The sequence below is a fragment of the Cohnella sp. genome, from assembly GCF_041640265.1.
In the GTDB taxonomy this organism is placed as follows: domain Bacteria; phylum Bacillota; class Bacilli; order Paenibacillales; family Paenibacillaceae; genus Cohnella.
This window is the reverse complement of sequence record NZ_JBEQAP010000075.1, coordinates 1-17737: the sequence shown is the minus strand read 5'-3', so window position 1 is coordinate 17737 and position 17737 is coordinate 1. Positions and strand designations below refer to the sequence as shown.

Sequence of the window (17737 nt, the reverse complement as noted above, 5' to 3'; positions counted from 1 at the left end):
TTCCACGCGTACCCATCCCGAACACGACCGTTAAGCCCTCCAGCGCCGATGGTACTTGGACCGCAGGGTCCTGGGAGAGTAGGACGTCGCCAGGCCAAGAAGAAGCACCCTTAACCGGGTGCTTTTTTGTGTTATTTGGAGGATTGAGCGTCAGCGGGACAGCAGCATAACGGTCTCGTAGACCGTTAACAGCGGGGAAAGCGCCCGAACCTCCGGCTTACGGTCTAACAGACCGCTAAATGAAGCCAACTGCCCGGAGGAGCGCAGCTAACGGCCTGCCAGACCGCTAATATTGATTTATTGGTGGTAGAAGGACACTTCCTTCGACTCCAGCCGAACGATGCCGTCTCTTCGCTCACGGCGCAGCGTCAGAAGCAGCTTAATGCGGGGGGTCAGCAGCCAGATGTGCCAATATACCAGAGCGATAACGAGCGAGGAAGGCGCCCAGGGGTAGAACAGGCCGGCGACGCAGCAACCGACGAGGGACAGATGGAAGTGAAGCCGGCGAAACAGAGCGAGCTGCGTATCCATAATCGGCAGAGGGCCGATCCAGGGCCAATCCCGGCGGAAGGTCCACCTTTTCTCTGATAGCTTATCGACTCTTCTCAATGTAATTCTTAGCACGAGCGCATGCACGAGCAGCATGATGGCGACGCCGAGCACCGAATAGAGCAGTCCGCGCCAACCATCGATTAAGTATAGAACAGTAACTAGCAGCAGGGCTGTCGACATATAGCTATATTTGCTCTCGGGACGCAGAGCGATTTTGCGAACGAGTGTATAATTATAAAAGGTCGCTTCTCTCTTCATTTGCGGCTCGCTCATTCACGATATTCCTCCTGGCACAAAACGCTTTCTGTCCATTACTATCGGATAAATGAAAGCTTATTGTTATGTTGCAAGCCATTTTCCGGCTATTAATACGTATATTTTCATAGAATTTGGGACATAATAGATGCAACAATAGGGAAAGGCGGGGGTGGTGCTCATGGAGGCAACCGAGCGGAAAACCTGCATCGTATGCGGGGAACCGAAAGACGAGGGGATTACGATCGTAACGGAATTTATATGTACATCATGCGAATCCGAGATGGTACACACGAGTGCGGAAGATGAGAAATATCCCTTCTTTGTCAGACAGTTAAGGCAGTTGTGGGTGCGATTCCATGTTTGATTACGAGAGACCGGGCAAGCAAATCTTGCCTGGTCTCTTTTTAATAGGAGTGCCAGCTCGAAACATACACGGATCAGATTCAAGGGGGACGGCTCCTGAAGGTTGTTCTTATTCTGCTATAATAAGGACAATGCAAGAGGAGGCGATTAAACAGTGGCGCTAGATCAACGGAAAGCTCCTCTATTCGAGGCGCTGGTCGCCCACGAGCGGCTGCGGGCGGGCTCTTATCACGTGCCGGGGCATAAGGCCAGGGCAAGGTGGGGCGACGAGCGGGCGGCCGCCTACTACGGATCGCTGCTGGGACTGGACGTAACGGAGCTGTCGGACACGGACGACCTCCATCACCCTGAAGGACCGCTGCTCGAAGCGCAAGAGCTGGCTGCCGAATGCTTCGGTGCGGAGGAAACCCGATTTCTCGTGGGCGGCAGCACGTCGGGCAATCTGGCGATGATCGTCGGGCTGTGCCGGCCCGGCGATCTGGTCATCGCGCAGCGCAACGTACATAAGTCGATCGTTCACGGCTTGATGCTGGCGGGTGTCCGCGCGGTGCTGCTGTCACCGGAGATCGACCGGCTGTCCCGGCTGGCGACCGTCCCAACCGAAAGGCAAGTGACGGGGGCGTTGGAACGTTATCCGGAAGCCAAGGCGCTTATTTTATCTTCGCCGAATTACTATGGGATGTGCACCGATCTGTCGCCGATCGTTGCGGCGGCGCATCGACGGGGCGTCCCGGTGCTGATCGATGAAGCGCACGGTGCGCACTTCGGCTTTCATCCGGAATTTCCTCCATCCGCATTGAGGGCAGGAGCGGATCTTGTCGTGCAATCCACGCATAAGATGCTCGGGGCGATGACGATGGGCGCTATGCTGCACATGCAAGGGGAACGCATCCCGAGAGCGGCGATAAGGCAAGCGTTGTCGATGGTGCAGAGCTCCAGCCCGTCTTTTCCGATTATGGCTTCGTTGGACTTGGCGCGGTGGCAATTGTACAGTAATAAGGAACGAACGTTCTCCTCTGCGATTAATGCTGCGGATCGAGTAACGGAAGCGTTGGAGAAGACGTCCTTCCGAGCATTAGGATACGGAAAGTATGCAAGCCCCGGTATCGCTTACGACCCGCTTAAGCTTGTGCTGTTCGATGAAACGGCCAATCTGACCGGGTTTGCGCTTAGAGACGAGCTGGAGGATCTGCGCTGCGTAGCGGAAATGGCGGACGAGAAATATGTAGTGTTGGCGCTCGGACCGGGTACGACGCTGGAAGACGGACAGAGGCTGCTGGAGGCTTTGCTGGAGATCGCCGATCGCGGGCGAGAGAAGAGAATGGCGACAAAACACATCAGAGAACATATGTTCGAAAGTGGGGAAAACCTCTCCATACCGGAACCGGTTCTGTTCGATCGGGAAGAATACGAGGCCGTGGCGGTCCGTCTGGAATACAGCGTCGGGTGTCAAGCGGCGGAATGGGTCATTCCGTACCCTCCGGGTATACCGGTCCTGTTCCCGGGAGAAACCATAACAGAGGGCATCGTCGACCGACTGAAGCGCTGGCGGCACGAAGGCGCGCGCATTCAAGGGGCGCGAGATCCCCAGCTTCGCGAGATTCAGGTTCGGAGAGATAAAGACGGCTAGAAGGTGAGAGGAATGATCAGAGACCGGGCCGGTCGGGATATTCGCGTTATGATCGCTTGGCTGGCCGGAATCGCGGCAGGCGCGCTGTTGATCGGATTGATTATGATTCCCCCCGTGATCGGATTGGCCGACAGCGGGGATTTCGGGCGCGTGTTGGGCGTATCGGGACTGCGGGTGCTTCATCCGGACCAATCCTATGAAGAGCTTTATTTTAACTATGCGCACCAATATCTCGGGTATGGAGGCTATACGCTGGGGGGCTACGTTTCGACGCATGTCGTATTCGTTGCGATAGCGGGTTGGATCGGCAGGCTTCTGGACGGAGACGTATTCGACATTCGCGTGCTCGGAGCCTGTTACGCGGCAGCCTACATTTGGGCTGTCGTCCTGTTTGTCCGTCATTCGCCGGGAATGAAGAGCCGAACGGCGACGACGATCATGGCGGCGTCATTGGCGGCCGTGCTATTGTTCGTGTTCGGGGATATCGGTTACGCGGCGTATTTTCAATCCTTTTTCGGTGAGCCGTATGCGCTGACCGCGATGCTGCTCATGGTCGCGTCCGCTTTCGCTCTGGCTTCGTCGAACGAGCCTGCCGGCCGCATGTTCGCTTTATTCGTGGTAGCGGCGCTGGCGGTAGCGACTTCGAAAATCCAGAATGCCCCGCTCGGTATCGTATTCGCGCTGCTCGCCTGGAGAATGATCGGTTTGCGGGGAGATCCGAGATGGAGACGACAAGTGTGGACGGGAGCGGCGATTCTGCTGATCGGATCGATCCTGATGATCGTGGCGGCGCCGGATCGGTTAAAGCACGTCAATCTGTACCAGTCGATCTTCTTCGGCGTACTGAAGGATACCCCTCACTTAGAGCGCGACATGGAGGAGTTGGACATTGCCTCGAAGTACGCGCCGCTGGCGGGAACGAACTATTTTCAGAAGGACACGGCCATTCCGCAGAACGATCACGTTCTGCACCGGGAGGTGCTGCAGCGGCTCAGCCATAAGGATATCGCTTTGTATTATTTGAAGCATCCGTCCCGGTTTATGCAGAAGCTGGACAGGGCGGCGGAAAACGCGATGTACATTCGTCCTTATTACCTGGGCAATTATGATGCTTCGGCAGGCAAACCTCCCGGGGCGATCTCGCATACGTTCAGCGGCTGGAGCGACTTCAAGGCGGCCGCTATGCCTCGAAGCGCGGCAGTTTACTTTCTTGTTTTCATCGCTTACGCCCTTGCGTTAGCCGCGGTTTGGCGAAGAAACCGCTCGGGTAAATGGAGGGTAGCCGTGGAGACGATGGCCGTCGTCGCGTTAGCCGGGGCGTTCTCCTGCGTCGTGCCGCTTATCGGAGACGGAGAGGCCGATCTGGGTAAGCATTTGTTTATGTTTAACGTCTGCTTTGATATGATGGTAGTAAGCGTAATAGCCGGAGCGTTCTATGGAGCGATCAAGCTTGCGGGAAGCAAGCCTGGAACAGGCGTAACGGCTGAAAGGGGAAAGCTGGGTGCGGGGCGGATTGTTCATCACGATTGAAGGCTTATGGTGACTTGATGAAATGTATAGGGTACAACCGTATGAACTGTTTTTCTAACATTATAGTTACTTAAACATGTGTATAAAAATGATAAACGAAGTTGGTGGGAGCCCTCCCATATCTGGATTTTCTCAAAGTTAAGGGACATTAACTTCCGTGAAAAAATGTTTGGGTTAAGGGGGGCTTATGAAGATCAAGTGGCTACATCAATATATTGAGAGTAACTTCGCGGACGGACTTTGCGCTTTGGAGAAATTTGAGTGTTTTCAAGAAGAATTCAATGGCTTTCAATATAGAATTTACGTGGAGAAACAAGAATTTGATGAAGGAAATACTTCACTGATTACAGCTGTATTGGGTATTTACGACATTGAATTCGAGCAAGAACATGAGCCTTCAATTTTTGAATTACCCAGTACATTGATAAATCGCATCAATGATCTGACCCAGAATCTTTATTTTTAGTGGTATTAAAAAGCAATAACCATATTGTTTAATGCCGCATTATTTTGTGGGTAAAGGTTATGGTGTTCAAGGAATAAAGCTAACGATCAGTAATGTGAAACAAATTCTGTCATCAACAGCTTGTGGTAATGTTTGCATGAGGACAAGAATGGGCTCCGGGCTGTTCCCTTCAGGCTTTTTCTACCCTGATACACTCAGAGAAACGATTGAATCTAGGAGATCACATGAATAAAACATTGAAGCTTAAGATACTGGCATTTTGTATTTTATTTAATATCCTTCATGCGGGTTTATACGCCAATGCAGCAACGGAACCTAATTATGTTACGAACGATCAATTACAAAGTAGTTTGGAAAAAGTCAAGATGGACATGGCCACCAAAGAAGAACTGCAGGCAATGGTTCAACAGCAAGGGCACACCCTCACGAAAGAAGAAATCACCCAGCAACTAATAGATACTCAAAAGTCGAGAATCGCAATGCTTGAAGGGAATATTAATGCACTATTGTCATTGCTTGCAGTTATTGTTGCTGTACTTACCTTATTCGGTGGTATTTTCGTTTGGGTTTCCAGAAGGGCCTTTTCATCTAAGCTGGAGGAGGTAGAGAAACGGCTCGATGAAATGAAACAACTCAAAAACGAAGCAATTACAAAAATGGAAACCGTAAGGGAACTTAGCAGCAATCTCAACGTGGCGATTCGTGAAGCACAAGATTTGCAAATCAGCTTAAACAAAAGCAAAACTGCCTTTGACGAGGAAACCGAGAGAATAGATCAATTGGGGAAGTATGTGAATTTTTTAGAGCTCAAAGCATCGCGGTCAGAGATTATACGTACATTTGAGAACGATGTAAACCAATCCATAAGATTGATTTCTGACCTTGAATACTGGCTTGAAGGTACACTTCCGAACTATGGATATGCGCTCGTAAAGGTTACAGAGGTTTTTGGTGAGAACGTCACAAAGGAAGGATCTGACGAAACGATCCAAGAAAAGCTCAGTTACAATACAAAATCTTTAAAAGAAATTGAGGATTCTTTTTGGAAACAGGCTGCGAGACGCTTGGAATGGGAAGATTACGCTGATAAGGATACAGACGAATTTATAGATCCGCTTAATGACTCATTCGAAGAGTGGAAAAGCACCTATAAGGATATAAAAAAGGTACATGGTATTATCGGGGCTCAAATCTCTATGAAGCCACATCAGTTTAAACCAAAGACATAAATAGGGAACTTGCATTAAAACGGCTGAGCTCAAAATGGCAGCCGTTTTTCTAACTGGTGAGCAGTGAACTATTTCACTAAACGGCGAACATTAGTTCAATGAACTAGCGGCAGTCTAGGACTTTACGGTCCAATGCTGCTGCTGGTTTTATATTCGGGTTAATCTTTATTTAAGCGACGTGGTGCTTTCTAATATGAAGATCCCGCGCGGATCAATGCAATGTCACACCACATAAATCAAGATGAGTATTTCGGTGTCGAGGAGCTAAGTGGTTAATCTGTGAAAGCCTCTGTGTTAATAAAACTGAGCCATGGGAGAATAACACAGAAAAATCACTCACAGACAATATTAAATATGGGGGTCTAGCATTTACACTGACGTCTTCGCTTTCGGAAGCGAAAGTGGCTGGCTGAGGTTAGTCGGGGTCCGTATCTCAGTTATTATTTTTTTCGGCTTATTTATAACTTACTTGTGCTGGACTTTCCGCTACGATGGGATTAAGCAAGCAAACATCTACTCATGGGGGGAAACGGCGATGAAACAATTTTTCGACGACATTCTGAAAACGAGGCTGCGTGAGCACGGGCTCGACCCGGACGCCCCTTCGTTTCTGGACGACCCGCGTTACGGCGATTTCAAAAACGAAAAAGTGATATGCAAGTACGGTTCCGTCACCTTGGACTACTATATCCGCAAGGAATGGTTTCCTGTCGCGGCTTCGGAGGGGAGGCGGGGGCGGTTCGATCCGCAGGCGAGGTGGGACGGCCGGCCGATCGAGGCAAACGATCTGATCGCGGAAATTAGGTGCGAGACGTTCTACGAGCTGGCAGAGACGCCTTGGGACGACGAGCGGAAGTACGATGACGCGAACATCAAGAACAAGCTGTTCGGCACGAGCGGGCTGCGCGAAAATTTGAAACGGCGGGTCGGCTTCGATACCGCGCCGTACCGAAAGCGTCAGACGTTCGAGGAGTTCCAGCTGCTCAAAATATTGTACCGCATCGAAAAGCATCACCGAGACAAGGTGAATGTCACGAAGCTGCTGGGCGACTTGTCGCTCGAAAACGTCGACCGCAGCATCCTCGGCGAGACGAGCGTCCATGGTCATGTCGTCACGGAGCTGCTGACGGAAGTGCATCTGGCGATCGAACCGCAGTTTCCCGTCATCGCCAATCAAGCGATCGTCGACCTGACGATGGCTTGGAATGAAAAGCTTCTGCAAATCGCCGCCGTGACTCGCATGCAACTGCCGAAGTATATCCGCATCGCGGAGCTACGGCGAATATTGGACTACGCGACGCGGCTGCTGGATCGACTGGACGAGCCGCAACCGGTGTCGGACAATCGGCTACTGGAGTCGTTTTATTTGCGAGTGCTCCAATTGAAGCAAATCGCCCGGACGCACGACATCGATCGGGTGACGAGCTTCGTAGCCGGTTCGAAGCAGACAGAGGAACTCGGAAAACAGGAAGTACAGCCGATCCCGTTCGCCCCTTTCGTCATCGCGGACGCGGCGGCGTTCATGCGGGAGCGAATGGACGCCGTCGCCCCGCTCGTCTACCCCGGGGAGCGAATAACAGAAAAGCATCGGCAATTTTTGCTAAAGCAGGCGGCGGCCGTTCCCGAGCTGCTGGAGCTGTATAATAAGCAAAAGATCGGGTTTCATCCGCAGGCGCTGACCCCCCTCTTCCTGATTAGCTGCTTGCAGGAAATCGCGCTCAGCCACTCCTTGTCTGAGGGGGATGACGAGTACGCGTTCAAGAACGAATATTACTTGGCAGACGGGAAACGGCACACGTTGACCTCCGTTTTGAAGCAGATGACGAAGCAGCTTAATGTCGAAGAAGCGTTTCAGCTCGTCTGGACGACCAAGCTAGAGCGGAGAATATACACTAATCAGGGGCTGCTGGACGAGTATTTGCTGCTGCTAGACATCGGCTCCGTCTGCAACCGAATGATTCAGAAGGCGATGCAAGTTCCCGATCTCGGCACGATGCGTATATGGAACGAATTTTTGCTGTCGCAGATGATCGTGAACGAGTTTGTGCCGATCGTGCTAGCCGCGGGACAATTCGACCACATCGTGACCAACGTGACCGGGCTATCCTGCGAACTGCGGACGATGCGGCTGTTCTCGTATTTTACGAGCGAGGCGGAAGCCGTCGCGATCACGAAAACAATCGTGCGCGAAATCGAATCGGCGATGCTGCGCCCGCTATCGGGACCGGATGAGCCGCGGTTGATGAGGCTACGGCTATTCGGGGAGATGTATTACTTATTGGCGTATTCCATTGACACAGCCCGAAGGAAGTTTGTTTTGCGGTTGTTCATGCCCGAAGCGAGCGGCGAGGAGTGCGCGCTGATGGCGAAGGCGGGGCTAGGGAAGTTCGTCGACGGCCACGAGCGGTTGACCAGTCGGTAAGGCGGTACGTAGATGACTGGCAGGAGTTCTGGGGTTTGCGTTGAGCGATTCCAAATGGCCGTTGCGGCCTTGTTCACCGTCTACGCCTGGCTGATCTGCCTGGCTCCGCGGCATCCTGTTGCCCCCCTCGTAGTCGCGCTTGCCGCTATGACGTCGCTACGGTTCGAGAGTCGAAGCGCTGTGTGCCTGCCAGTCGGACGCTGACCCGGAGAAGCCGCTGCTTGCCGATTTGTTATGCACCGAGCGATTCGGTGACGATAAGTAGGGGGAAGGAGCGATCAACATGATCGATAGAGTCTCGATTTATAATATCGTCTTGGCTACGCATTGCGGATTGGATTGGGAAGAGCAGGATAATCTTCAGGAAGCCTATGACGCGTTCCGCAAACTGTCTGCCGCGAAGCAAAGCCGATTCGACGCGCTTGTGACCGAGGCCGTCGCCGCGTGCGAGGAGCTGTTCCGAAGCTTTCCGGCGACGCATCGAACGCAGCTCGATTTGGACATTCGGACCGAGATTGAAGGAGAAATCTATCGCAAACTCGAACCGATGTTCCGGCAATTTCTTTCTTAGACAGAAGCGTTGGTTGCAGAGACCGGTCTTCTCCCGTCGCGCCTTCTATTGCTTTTAGTGGAACGGCACGGTGCAGAAGTAAATGAATATATCAGGAAAGAAACGAGCTGACGGCACCGCAGCTCGTTTCTCAAATATCTAAAACCTTTTACATTATTCCATGGAATAAAACATCCACAAGTTAATCTGTGCCGCGTGGCTCCAATGTTAGAATGCGAGTCTGCCCCAAGGCATTCACGAAAGGAAAATGTAAAAAAATTAGTTAGAACTCGTTTTTAGCACTGGTATTTCTCAAATTCCCCTAATGTCCTTTCAACCCCGATACTTCCCAAAATTCATATTTTGATGTAAATTTATGGTGGTTATTGCTAGTTGACATGCCTAGAAATAATAACGAATTGAGGTGGCCCATGTCATTATTAAATGATACTGAAAAAGTGGAGTCATTGATTTCAATTTTGGACAATCATATTGATAAACTTCCTCATGAAGATAGTTTTGCAAATTATCTTGAAACAATACGATTTTTCTTGAAAACTAAGGACCCCATTATTCAAAAGTCGGCTGTCTCCACTAGCAGCATACTTATCGAAAATGTAGCTTTTAATTTGTACACAAAAATCAACTTGAGGCAAGCAGCAGGAACCCTAATAGGTGCTTTCGATAAGGTCGGATATACGGATGCAGTGGATACAGCTGCCGTCATTCTTAAGTTCGAAGAGCTTCTTCAGCAAATGTCTGCAGAGGAAGCTATAAACGTATATGTCGATCGCTGGAGAACTGAAGAGAAGAGCTTATAGAGTACTTGGAATCTTATTTGGCCGAGCTCTGTTTGGAACTACAGCATGATCCGGCTGACCAGTTCGTTCAAGGAAAAATAAAGGGCATGCAGCATGCAATAAAATTCGCAAGAATGCAAACGTATGCAAGAAAAAACGGGCCAAGTTTATTAACATTAAGATCGCCTAACACGGAGTAGATTGTATTTTGGAAGGCGGAGTGCATTATGAAAAACCGAACGTTAAGATATACGGACTCAAAAGATCCGCTATCGAAAATACCGACCGACCGTTTAAAAGAAATGCAGAGGCTTCTCCACGATCGAGGAACAATAACTGTTTACTCCGACTGTTCCGCAATACAAGACCAAAACATTATAAGCGTAGCAGCTTGCTTTGTTGGAGACGGGGAAACAAGAGTGGAGTCAAGGAAATTATATGTCGGGTATGTTAACCGTTCTGTCTATGCAGAATTAAAAGCTTTGACCTTTGCCATATCCATGCTCCCAAAAATATTGGAACGTTATAGCAGAAGGTTGATTAAGCCAGAACAAATAATTGTTTATACAGACTATTGCCATATAGATCAGATTTTATATACAGAAAAATTATCCGACAACAATTTCATGCGGGAAGCTGTTTCCGAAGTGCTCCAGAGTCTTGAGGAATTTAAACTAGAAAATAAGGGATATGATTTAACGATTCGGTACATCGGAGACGAGAAAAAGCACAATATGTATTATAGTGCAGCTCATAACTCAGCAAGACGGTTACTCGGCAAAAAATGAACATTTTTTTGCTAGACTTCTTCAACGAAGGTAGAGGCCGAGTAACAGAGCCTTTCAAATAATGTTATTTGAATATGATAATGGTCTGTAAGCAGGTTGCGTTTGGAAAGATGACGAAATTAGGATGTTAAAAGGAGGTCGAATTTTTTTGTACAAATCGGTAATTGAGGATGGTAAGTTTCTTGTTCTCGTAACCGATGGCACTTTTGATGCTCCAATAATTGAATTGCCGACAGAAGAACTTGCGGATAAAGTTGCATTTGAGCTCCAAAGTGCCTGGGATCAAGGTGTAGTATGGGGAGCTTATCGAAAACAGAAAGAGCTAGATGGTAATGGAGTCGATAAAAATACCAGAGAAGAAATTCAAAAATTAAAAGATATGAGTCCCACTGAGCGAGAAGCTTATTCCCAAAAAGTAAACCGACGTAATGACAGAGTTCAAAGAGTTGAAGAAGCAAAAAGATGGAAAAGCGTATTGAACTGGAAAAGTGGTAAGAGGGATTAATGCTTCATCGATAAGCAGTCCTGTGGGGTTCTAGGCCCGGAGTACGATTGATTTTACAGGATGGCTGCATATTCGCAGCTGTCCTGTTTTCAAATTCAAGTACACTATTACCACGTATAAAGCATGTTTCTGTCGCTATTCATCAATAGTTTTGGAGCGAAATTCAAATAAACATAAAATATACAACTGGTGTCGACGCACATCAGTATTTTTTTGGCCCTCAATAGAGGTAAGCAACAGGCTTTGCCCGAACAAATACATAACGAAAAGAATACATAGGAGCAGATGAACTTGATCCTTCAAACCGAAAACAGGTTAACTACGATTGCCGCCAAAACAATAGGTGAATTGCAAGTTTTTCTGAATCAGATTCTGAACGACAATCAGACTTACAAGAGCTTGTCCAATGTCATCGAACACATGAAGCACGAATATGCAAACCGATTTGTTATCGAGCTGCTCCAGAATGGTTATGATGCCATAAACAATGGGCGATTAGATGATCCTTTATCGATCGGCAAGATAAAAATGGTTCTTTCGGAGAACAGAGAGCGTCATTCCGTCTTCTATTTTGCCAATACAGGTAGACCCATTACGGAAAATAACTTCAAATCTCTATCTAGTCTCGCGTTAAGCGATAAGAAACCCTCGGAGTCTGTTGGCAACAAGGGAGTAGGGTTCAAAAGCGTACTACAGGTCTGCATGTCACCGCAAATCTACTCGGGTAAGTGGGAAAGCGAAGATGGTTTTTCCGGTTTCTGCTTCGAGTTTGCACCGGATAAGATTGAGTTGCTGACTGAAAAAATCATCGAAATGCTGGAGAATAAACATGTACCAGATTTCGGTGATATCTTCGGCGTACCCGTCACTTTGAAACATTGGCCGCATCAACAGATTGTAGAGCTGGAGCAGATCGTACAGAGCTTGAATCCAAACAGGGAGAATACTCTCAGACATTTTTTCTACTCGGAAATGAAGTATCTGTCCCCATACTCGCTTCCGTTCCCCATAAGTCCGAATGCCGCAGATCCTATCCTTAAACAGCTCGGAGAGGAAGGGTATGTCACAATTGTCCGTCTGGAGCTCAATCAACCGGATGCGCTAGAGCTTACCAAGAGAGCCATGTTCGAGCTCGACGAACAGTCGTGGCTCTTTCTGGATCATATCTCCGAGCTGCATATAGAGCATCGGGACGAAGATAGTCTTTTCGTGCAAGAGAAGCGGATGTACAAAAAGGAGACCATCTTGATCGATCATGGCAGCAAACTCTCGGAGGTCGTGATTTCGTCGGAAGAACAGGAGCCGGCAGCGTATTGGCGTTGGACGAAGACGATCGGAGGCAGTGGCAATCCGCAGATGAGAAACAAAATCCTCCAGGCCGTGAGCGAGCTGCATCAGAGCTGGGCGGATTTGGATGAAGCACGAATTGAAACGGCAGTTCGTAAAGGAGGGCTACGGGAACCAGGACTTATCTATATTTATCTGCCTACAAGGCAGTCGACCGGAATCGCTGCGCATTTAAATGCACCGTTCTTTGGACAGATCAATCGCGGCGGAATCGACACTGGGAAGAGATGGAACAGTTTGCTTCTGTTGGAATTGGCAACTCTCCTCCTAGAAGCAGTCCGGCAGGTACTGAATCTCCAACCGCCGGAGTCCGGAGATATGGTCATCGATTTGCTTAGTTTCCGCTCGAACCTTGGCGAGAGTGAGCCTGGCCGCATCCTCGCTTCGCATGTGGATCGTATTCTGAAAGAGAATCAGATCGAGTTGGCACATTGGCCGATTCTGCCCTTTCGCAACGTAGACAATCAGCAAGAATTCGGCACCATGGCGGATTTGATCTGTCTGCAAAAGACGTGGTCCTATCGCCTGTTTTCGAGAGAAGATCTATCTGGAAAGCTGGGAATCGGGACCGTCTCTAATATCAGTGATGATCGGTATCCGGCACTTGATATGCTCGCCAAACATGCGAATGTCAACATGTATCCGGACGATAATCGAAAAGCGGAATGGATCGAAGCGTACGCCCGGTTGATGCGAAGTCAACGGTGCTCCATCGCCGTTTGGCAACTATTCTACGACGAAGCGATGCTGCTGCTTCCTGATCCCGAGCGGCTGCAGCGCCGGTACGTGCTTCTGGGGCAGGACGGTGAGCTACACTTAGCCGGAGACGAGGAACAACTGGGCGAAGTGTTCTTATCCCCCTCGCAGTCTGCGGATGCCGATGGGGAGGAAGCAACTCCGCATGACCCGGACAAAATCCCGTCTTTTATGCGACACAAAATCGCATATTTAAATGAAGACCTGGACAAGCATCGGGAGAAAGGCGGCAAGAGAACAAGTGACTTTTTGAAGTATTTGCGGAATGGCAATCTCGTAGAGGATTTCCGTGTGCAGACTTTTCTGGATAAGATTATCCTCCCGGAAATGCCAACGAAACTGGTTCCTTACAGCACAACTAAATCGGATCAGCTGTTCGAGTTGCTCGACTGGGCGATGCATCTTTATTTTGGCTCCAGAGCGACAGAATCCTACCAGAATCGTTTCTTACGGATCTGGCTGCCGACACGTTCCGGCTGGATACCGGCAATCGAAACCTACTTCTCCGCCGACTGGGAGCGTACTGGTGTGACGAACCATGCCGGAATGCTCTCGCGATTCTTCGAAGCAACGGCTTACCAATATGGCCTGGACCGTCAGTTGTTGAACGTGAGTGAACTGCCTCCTTCTTTTCAACAGTTTGGAGAGAGTAGGGTTGCGCGATTCTTCCAAATTTGTGGAGCTACGGACTACTTAAAGCTAGTTCCCGCTGTACCTGGGGGTACGATAGCATTCAGAGGCTGGAGTTACCGCTACCGCTTCACCCCCCCTTCAGAAGGCTATTTTGATGAGTGGCAAATGGCGACTTTCAAGAATGCAGTCGAAGCGGCCGGATGCAATTATGAAAGTGATTTTAAGTATGAGCTAAGGGAACTCACGAACATAGACGGTATTAAAGGATATGAGCATTTCCCAGATGATGTGAAGCGGTTGTTCGCCCGTTTGATCGTTTATTCTGCTGCATACTGGGAGAGGGATGTATGGCGGGTACTCCGTATTCACAAAATGTGGGGTGAAAGGCCTTCTCTCTATGTGCCTTCACTCGTTTACATAACGCTGCAGCAGCTCGCTTGGGTTCCTGTCCCAGCCGAGAAGATGGACGAATTTTCTTTTCGACGGTTGGCTGATACATGGTATGTACCTGAGGTTGACTTGGCTGCGTCTAGGGCGAATTTTTCGTTTATTCCCTATATGGACAGGTTTGTCATTTCTGAGCTCGAGCAGAACGGGCGGGAGGAGTTGTTTAGCAAGCTAGGCCTGAACAGATTTAAAGCCACGGGGGCGAAAGAAGCGGCCAAGTTGCTAGACTTGCTTGCGATATTGTACATTGAAGGCAAGGTTAATCCGAATCAGATCAATTACCTGAAAGGCCATTATCGGACAGCATGGGATATTTTGCTACAGCGGCTGGGCGATCAACACCGGCTTGCAGACTTCACGCCCCCGTCCAAAATTCTGTACACCAAAGCTAGAAAAGTTCACGTGGCGGACTTGGACAAAACATCGGAAAGGATCTACATCCCTGATGACAAGAAATTGGTCGTCCGTTTAGAGCGAAACCCGCTTGTATCCGTCCTTTTGATCGACGGACGGCCAGGTTATGCGGAACTGCTCAAATCGATGTATAGTGAAGCGCTACCTCTGCTTTCCGACCTGGCACAGTTGATTCGAATCGATGGTAGTGAGTGGAACAGTGATATACCGTCAGAGTCAGACGAGATGTTTATCGAAGGCGATCGTCAATGGTTACTGCCTTTCCTATTGACAGTAGCTATATTCCGCGAGGACAGTTACATCAACGTTTCGTCCGCCGCTTATACCCGGTTGTTGTCCGAGCTTCAGGGGACAAGGATCGTTTTCTGTGAGAGCATTGAAATCTCGCTGGAAGACAAGCACTCTGGTTCGCTCGAATTGACGCGTCATCTGATCCATGCTAGTAAGGAATATAAAACGATTTTCATCGAGAAAGAAGCTCGCGGAAATGAAGAGGAGCTTGCGACGGCATTGGCGGAATATCTGGAGAACGTGCCGATGGAGATGTATTTGAAGCACGCGTTTTCCAAGCTTAATTTCGATTTACGGAGTGTCGTTCCGGACCGACCGGCGCTGATCAGGGCACTTCAATCCGTCAAGATTTCGGAAGAGAATTTTGAGTCGGTCGAACATGCGTTGAATCACAACCTTGGTTGGGCGATCGAGCGGCTAGCCCCTGTGTTCAAGCTGTATGGGGCCGGAGAGATTCTTCGAGACCAACAGCTAGCAGAAGAGAGCGATTTGAAAAAGTTGTTGGATGAAGTCCTTCCCAATTCCACGGAGTCTACGATTCTGCTTAGGTTTGCCAAAGAGTCAGCAAACGATTTTCAAATGGGACAACGTTTGTTTGACGAATTCGGCGTCTCCTTGTCCGCCTGGAATGAAGCGCTCGTGGGGTTGGCAGTGCCGAGAACAACCATCTTAAACCGGGAACTCATACAGGAGTTCAACAGCCTGAAAGGGATGTTCAGGAATTTGGTTTACGGCATTCTTCGATATGAAGTCCGCTCCGGTCGGCAGGACATTAATGAGTATGCTGCTGGTAAGGCTGAATACGAGAGTTGGACGCTACCAGATAGCTGGTGCACTTTATACTGGCAGCTGCCAGAAGAAGTGTTCGTAGGGAGCTTGATGGAAGTTTTGCGCAAGTTAAGAGTCAATTCTGGTCTGCTATCCTCGATCTGCGGGTTGTCACTGTTCACAGATATTAAGGATTTATTATCACAAACGATTCCGGATATCAATGTATCCGCATATGACATAAGGCAGACCAATCAAATCTTGGTTCGCGGTACACTTAAAGTCATGCTGTCCGCCTTTCTGGCTCATTATCAAGTTAAGGGTTTGGATACACCTGGTGTGCTTCACGTCTCCGAAACGACCTTGTTCCAACACATGATGCGTGAAGGCCTGGAGGAGCGAATGGAGCTGGGTCGATGGGAAGACAAGGACGCTTATGCTTTTATCCTGGCGAGTCCTTCATTTGGGCAGTTATGCCGCGTCTTGCCGGAAGGAATCATGTTGGTAAAATCAAGGCATGAGTTATTGTCTTTGCTTCAAGTCCAAGATAACGACCTAGAACAGGCTGAGAAGAAATTGGAACAGGAGAAGGAGAAAGCGTATAGGGCCAAACGAACGACAACAATTTTTGGCCAGCCATTTGATACTGACGATTCTAACTTGCATCAATTGGCAAACATGGTGGATTCCATAACATTGCCGGAAGATACGGTATATGGCGACATTCTCGCTCCCATAGAACTAGGAAAGACGGGGCCAGGAAGACAAAAAGACGGAAGTAGCGGTGGCGGACAATCAAAAGGCACGAATATGAGAGAAAACAAGCAAATAGAAATGACGGTTGGAATTGTAGGCGAGTTGTGGGCCTACCGGTTTTTACAGAAACGGTTCCCGAATGCTTGCAGCACGGACAGCTGGAAGTCCGAAAACCGCATGTACCGTTTCGGCGGGGAAGCCGGCGACGACAGGTTGGGGTATGATTTCGAAATCACGCAAAATCGGAAAACGTTTCACATTGAGGTCAAAGCTACGAGAGGGAGAGATCCATATTTTGAGTTAGGTTCCACGGAACAGCGCAGGGCAATAGAAGATGCTAGTAAGCGTACGAAGGAATTTGTAGTATTATTCATTACGAACGTGTTTGATAAGCCCGAATTTCACTGGCTCTCTAATCCTTATGCCAGTGCGAACAAGGAACGCTACCGGATTCTCGAGGCCGGCGCACGGGTGTATTTTCGATGGCCTGAGTAAGACAGGGAGGATAGACAGAGATAAAACGAATCAATAGGGGGTCGAGTTGTATGTTATTGTGTCCAGAATGTGGCGGGGTATTGGATGTTATAAGAATTGAATCACCACCAGATCATTTACCTAAACAGGAAAAATTAGTCTATAATCGTCTTTGTGATGTGAGATGTTTAAATTGCGGCAAGGTTTATTATTCCCAACCGTATGATTTTGGGAAAAAAATTAATATTGTTCGAGAAATATGAGGATAATTTAGAACCTATTTTTGGGGGATGAACCTTGATGAACTGAAGAAGTTACGTAGGGAATATAACTCATTGGTTAAAAAATGTGATCCAATCATTGAATTAATGGCCCCTGTTTTAGAGGGGAATGAGGCGATGTCAGAAGATAATCGGGATATCGTTTGGATAGAGTCTACTTTTTCTGAATATAAAAATATGCCATCAGATATTCAAACGCTAATAGATCGTCTTGGGCAAATACTTAGAACGGCTAACTTTAGACCGACGACGGGCACAAAAGAGGAATACGAATCCATGGTATCGGATTTAAAAAGTTATAAAATGAATATCTCTGACATCCTGAATGAATTAAACGGATATATGTAAGATCAGTAGCGTTGCATTAAATCTCACATCGAAATGTGTCGGGTATTACCCGTCTAAATTGTGCTAAATATGTAAAATATAAGTCGTGCACAATAGAAAAAATCTCCTAAAATTAGAGGTACAGGTAGT

14 protein-coding genes and 1 rRNA gene are annotated in these 17737 nt (G+C 48.6%); 14 read left to right on the top strand and 1 reads right to left on the bottom strand.

Features of this window, described 5'->3' with window-relative positions; translation table 11 throughout:
* Positions 1–95: ribosomal RNA gene (gene rrf, locus ACESLK_RS28300) — 5S ribosomal RNA — on the top strand; the annotation flags it as partial.
* Positions 96–297: 202 nt separating this feature from the next.
* Here rrf and ACESLK_RS28295 read toward each other — a convergent pair.
* On the bottom strand, positions 298–825 hold the full coding sequence (locus ACESLK_RS28295) for a transposase (RefSeq protein ID WP_373233167.1): 528 nt from the start codon (positions 823–825) through the stop codon (positions 298–300).
* 163 nt (positions 826–988) lie between these two features.
* Between ACESLK_RS28295 and ACESLK_RS28290 the strand changes: the two genes are divergently transcribed.
* The 13 genes from ACESLK_RS28290 to ACESLK_RS28230 all read left to right on the top strand — a co-directional run bounded on the left by ACESLK_RS28290 (position 989) and on the right by ACESLK_RS28230 (position 17608).
* Complete coding sequence (locus tag ACESLK_RS28290) at positions 989–1174, top strand: sigma factor G inhibitor Gin (RefSeq protein WP_094048749.1); 186 nt, start codon at positions 989–991, stop codon at positions 1172–1174.
* A gap of 153 nt (positions 1175–1327) precedes the next feature.
* Complete coding sequence (locus ACESLK_RS28285; RefSeq protein WP_373233166.1) at positions 1328–2803, top strand: aminotransferase class I/II-fold pyridoxal phosphate-dependent enzyme; 1476 nt, start codon at positions 1328–1330, stop codon at positions 2801–2803.
* 12 nt (positions 2804–2815) lie between these two features.
* Positions 2816–4333 (top strand): glycan biosynthesis hexose transferase WsfD, encoded by a 1518-nt coding sequence (wsfD, locus tag ACESLK_RS28280; RefSeq protein WP_373233165.1) that lies wholly within the window; start codon positions 2816–2818, stop codon positions 4331–4333.
* Between the two features lie 187 nt (positions 4334–4520).
* Entirely contained in the window at positions 4521–4799 is a 279-nt protein-coding gene (locus ACESLK_RS28275; RefSeq protein WP_373233164.1) for a hypothetical protein, read from the top strand.
* Positions 4800–5023: 224 nt separating this feature from the next.
* Positions 5024–6028, top strand: a complete 1005-nt coding sequence (locus ACESLK_RS28270; RefSeq protein WP_373233163.1) for a hypothetical protein — start codon at positions 5024–5026, stop codon at positions 6026–6028.
* A 535-nt stretch (positions 6029–6563) separates the two neighbouring features.
* A complete protein-coding gene (locus ACESLK_RS28265; RefSeq protein ID WP_373233162.1) occupies positions 6564–8450 on the top strand; it encodes a hypothetical protein in 1887 nt (628 codons plus the stop codon).
* 12 nt (positions 8451–8462) lie between these two features.
* The gene (locus ACESLK_RS28260) at positions 8463–8654 is read left to right on the top strand and encodes a hypothetical protein (protein WP_373233161.1); all 192 of its coding nucleotides are present in this window, start codon (positions 8463–8465) and stop codon (positions 8652–8654) included.
* Positions 8655–8733: 79 nt separating this feature from the next.
* Positions 8734–9021 carry a hypothetical protein gene (locus ACESLK_RS28255; RefSeq protein ID WP_373233160.1) on the top strand — a complete coding sequence of 96 codons (288 nt, stop codon included), beginning with the start codon at positions 8734–8736 and terminating at the stop codon, positions 9019–9021.
* A gap of 530 nt (positions 9022–9551) precedes the next feature.
* On the top strand, positions 9552–9821 hold the full coding sequence (locus ACESLK_RS28250; protein ID WP_373233159.1) for a hypothetical protein: 270 nt from the start codon (positions 9552–9554) through the stop codon (positions 9819–9821).
* Between the two features lie 206 nt (positions 9822–10027).
* Positions 10028–10588, top strand: coding sequence for a hypothetical protein (locus tag ACESLK_RS28245; protein WP_344915559.1), 561 nt, complete (start codon positions 10028–10030; stop codon positions 10586–10588).
* Positions 10589–10736: 148 nt separating this feature from the next.
* Positions 10737–11093 (top strand): hypothetical protein, encoded by a 357-nt coding sequence (locus ACESLK_RS28240; RefSeq protein ID WP_373233158.1) that lies wholly within the window; start codon positions 10737–10739, stop codon positions 11091–11093.
* Between the two features lie 291 nt (positions 11094–11384).
* Positions 11385–17000 carry a sacsin N-terminal ATP-binding-like domain-containing protein gene (locus ACESLK_RS28235; protein ID WP_373233157.1) on the top strand — a complete coding sequence of 1872 codons (5616 nt, stop codon included), beginning with the start codon at positions 11385–11387 and terminating at the stop codon, positions 16998–17000.
* 269 nt (positions 17001–17269) lie between these two features.
* Positions 17270–17608 (top strand): glycosyltransferase family protein, encoded by a 339-nt coding sequence (locus tag ACESLK_RS28230; RefSeq protein ID WP_373233156.1) that lies wholly within the window; start codon positions 17270–17272, stop codon positions 17606–17608.
* Positions 17609–17737 lie beyond the last annotated feature (129 nt).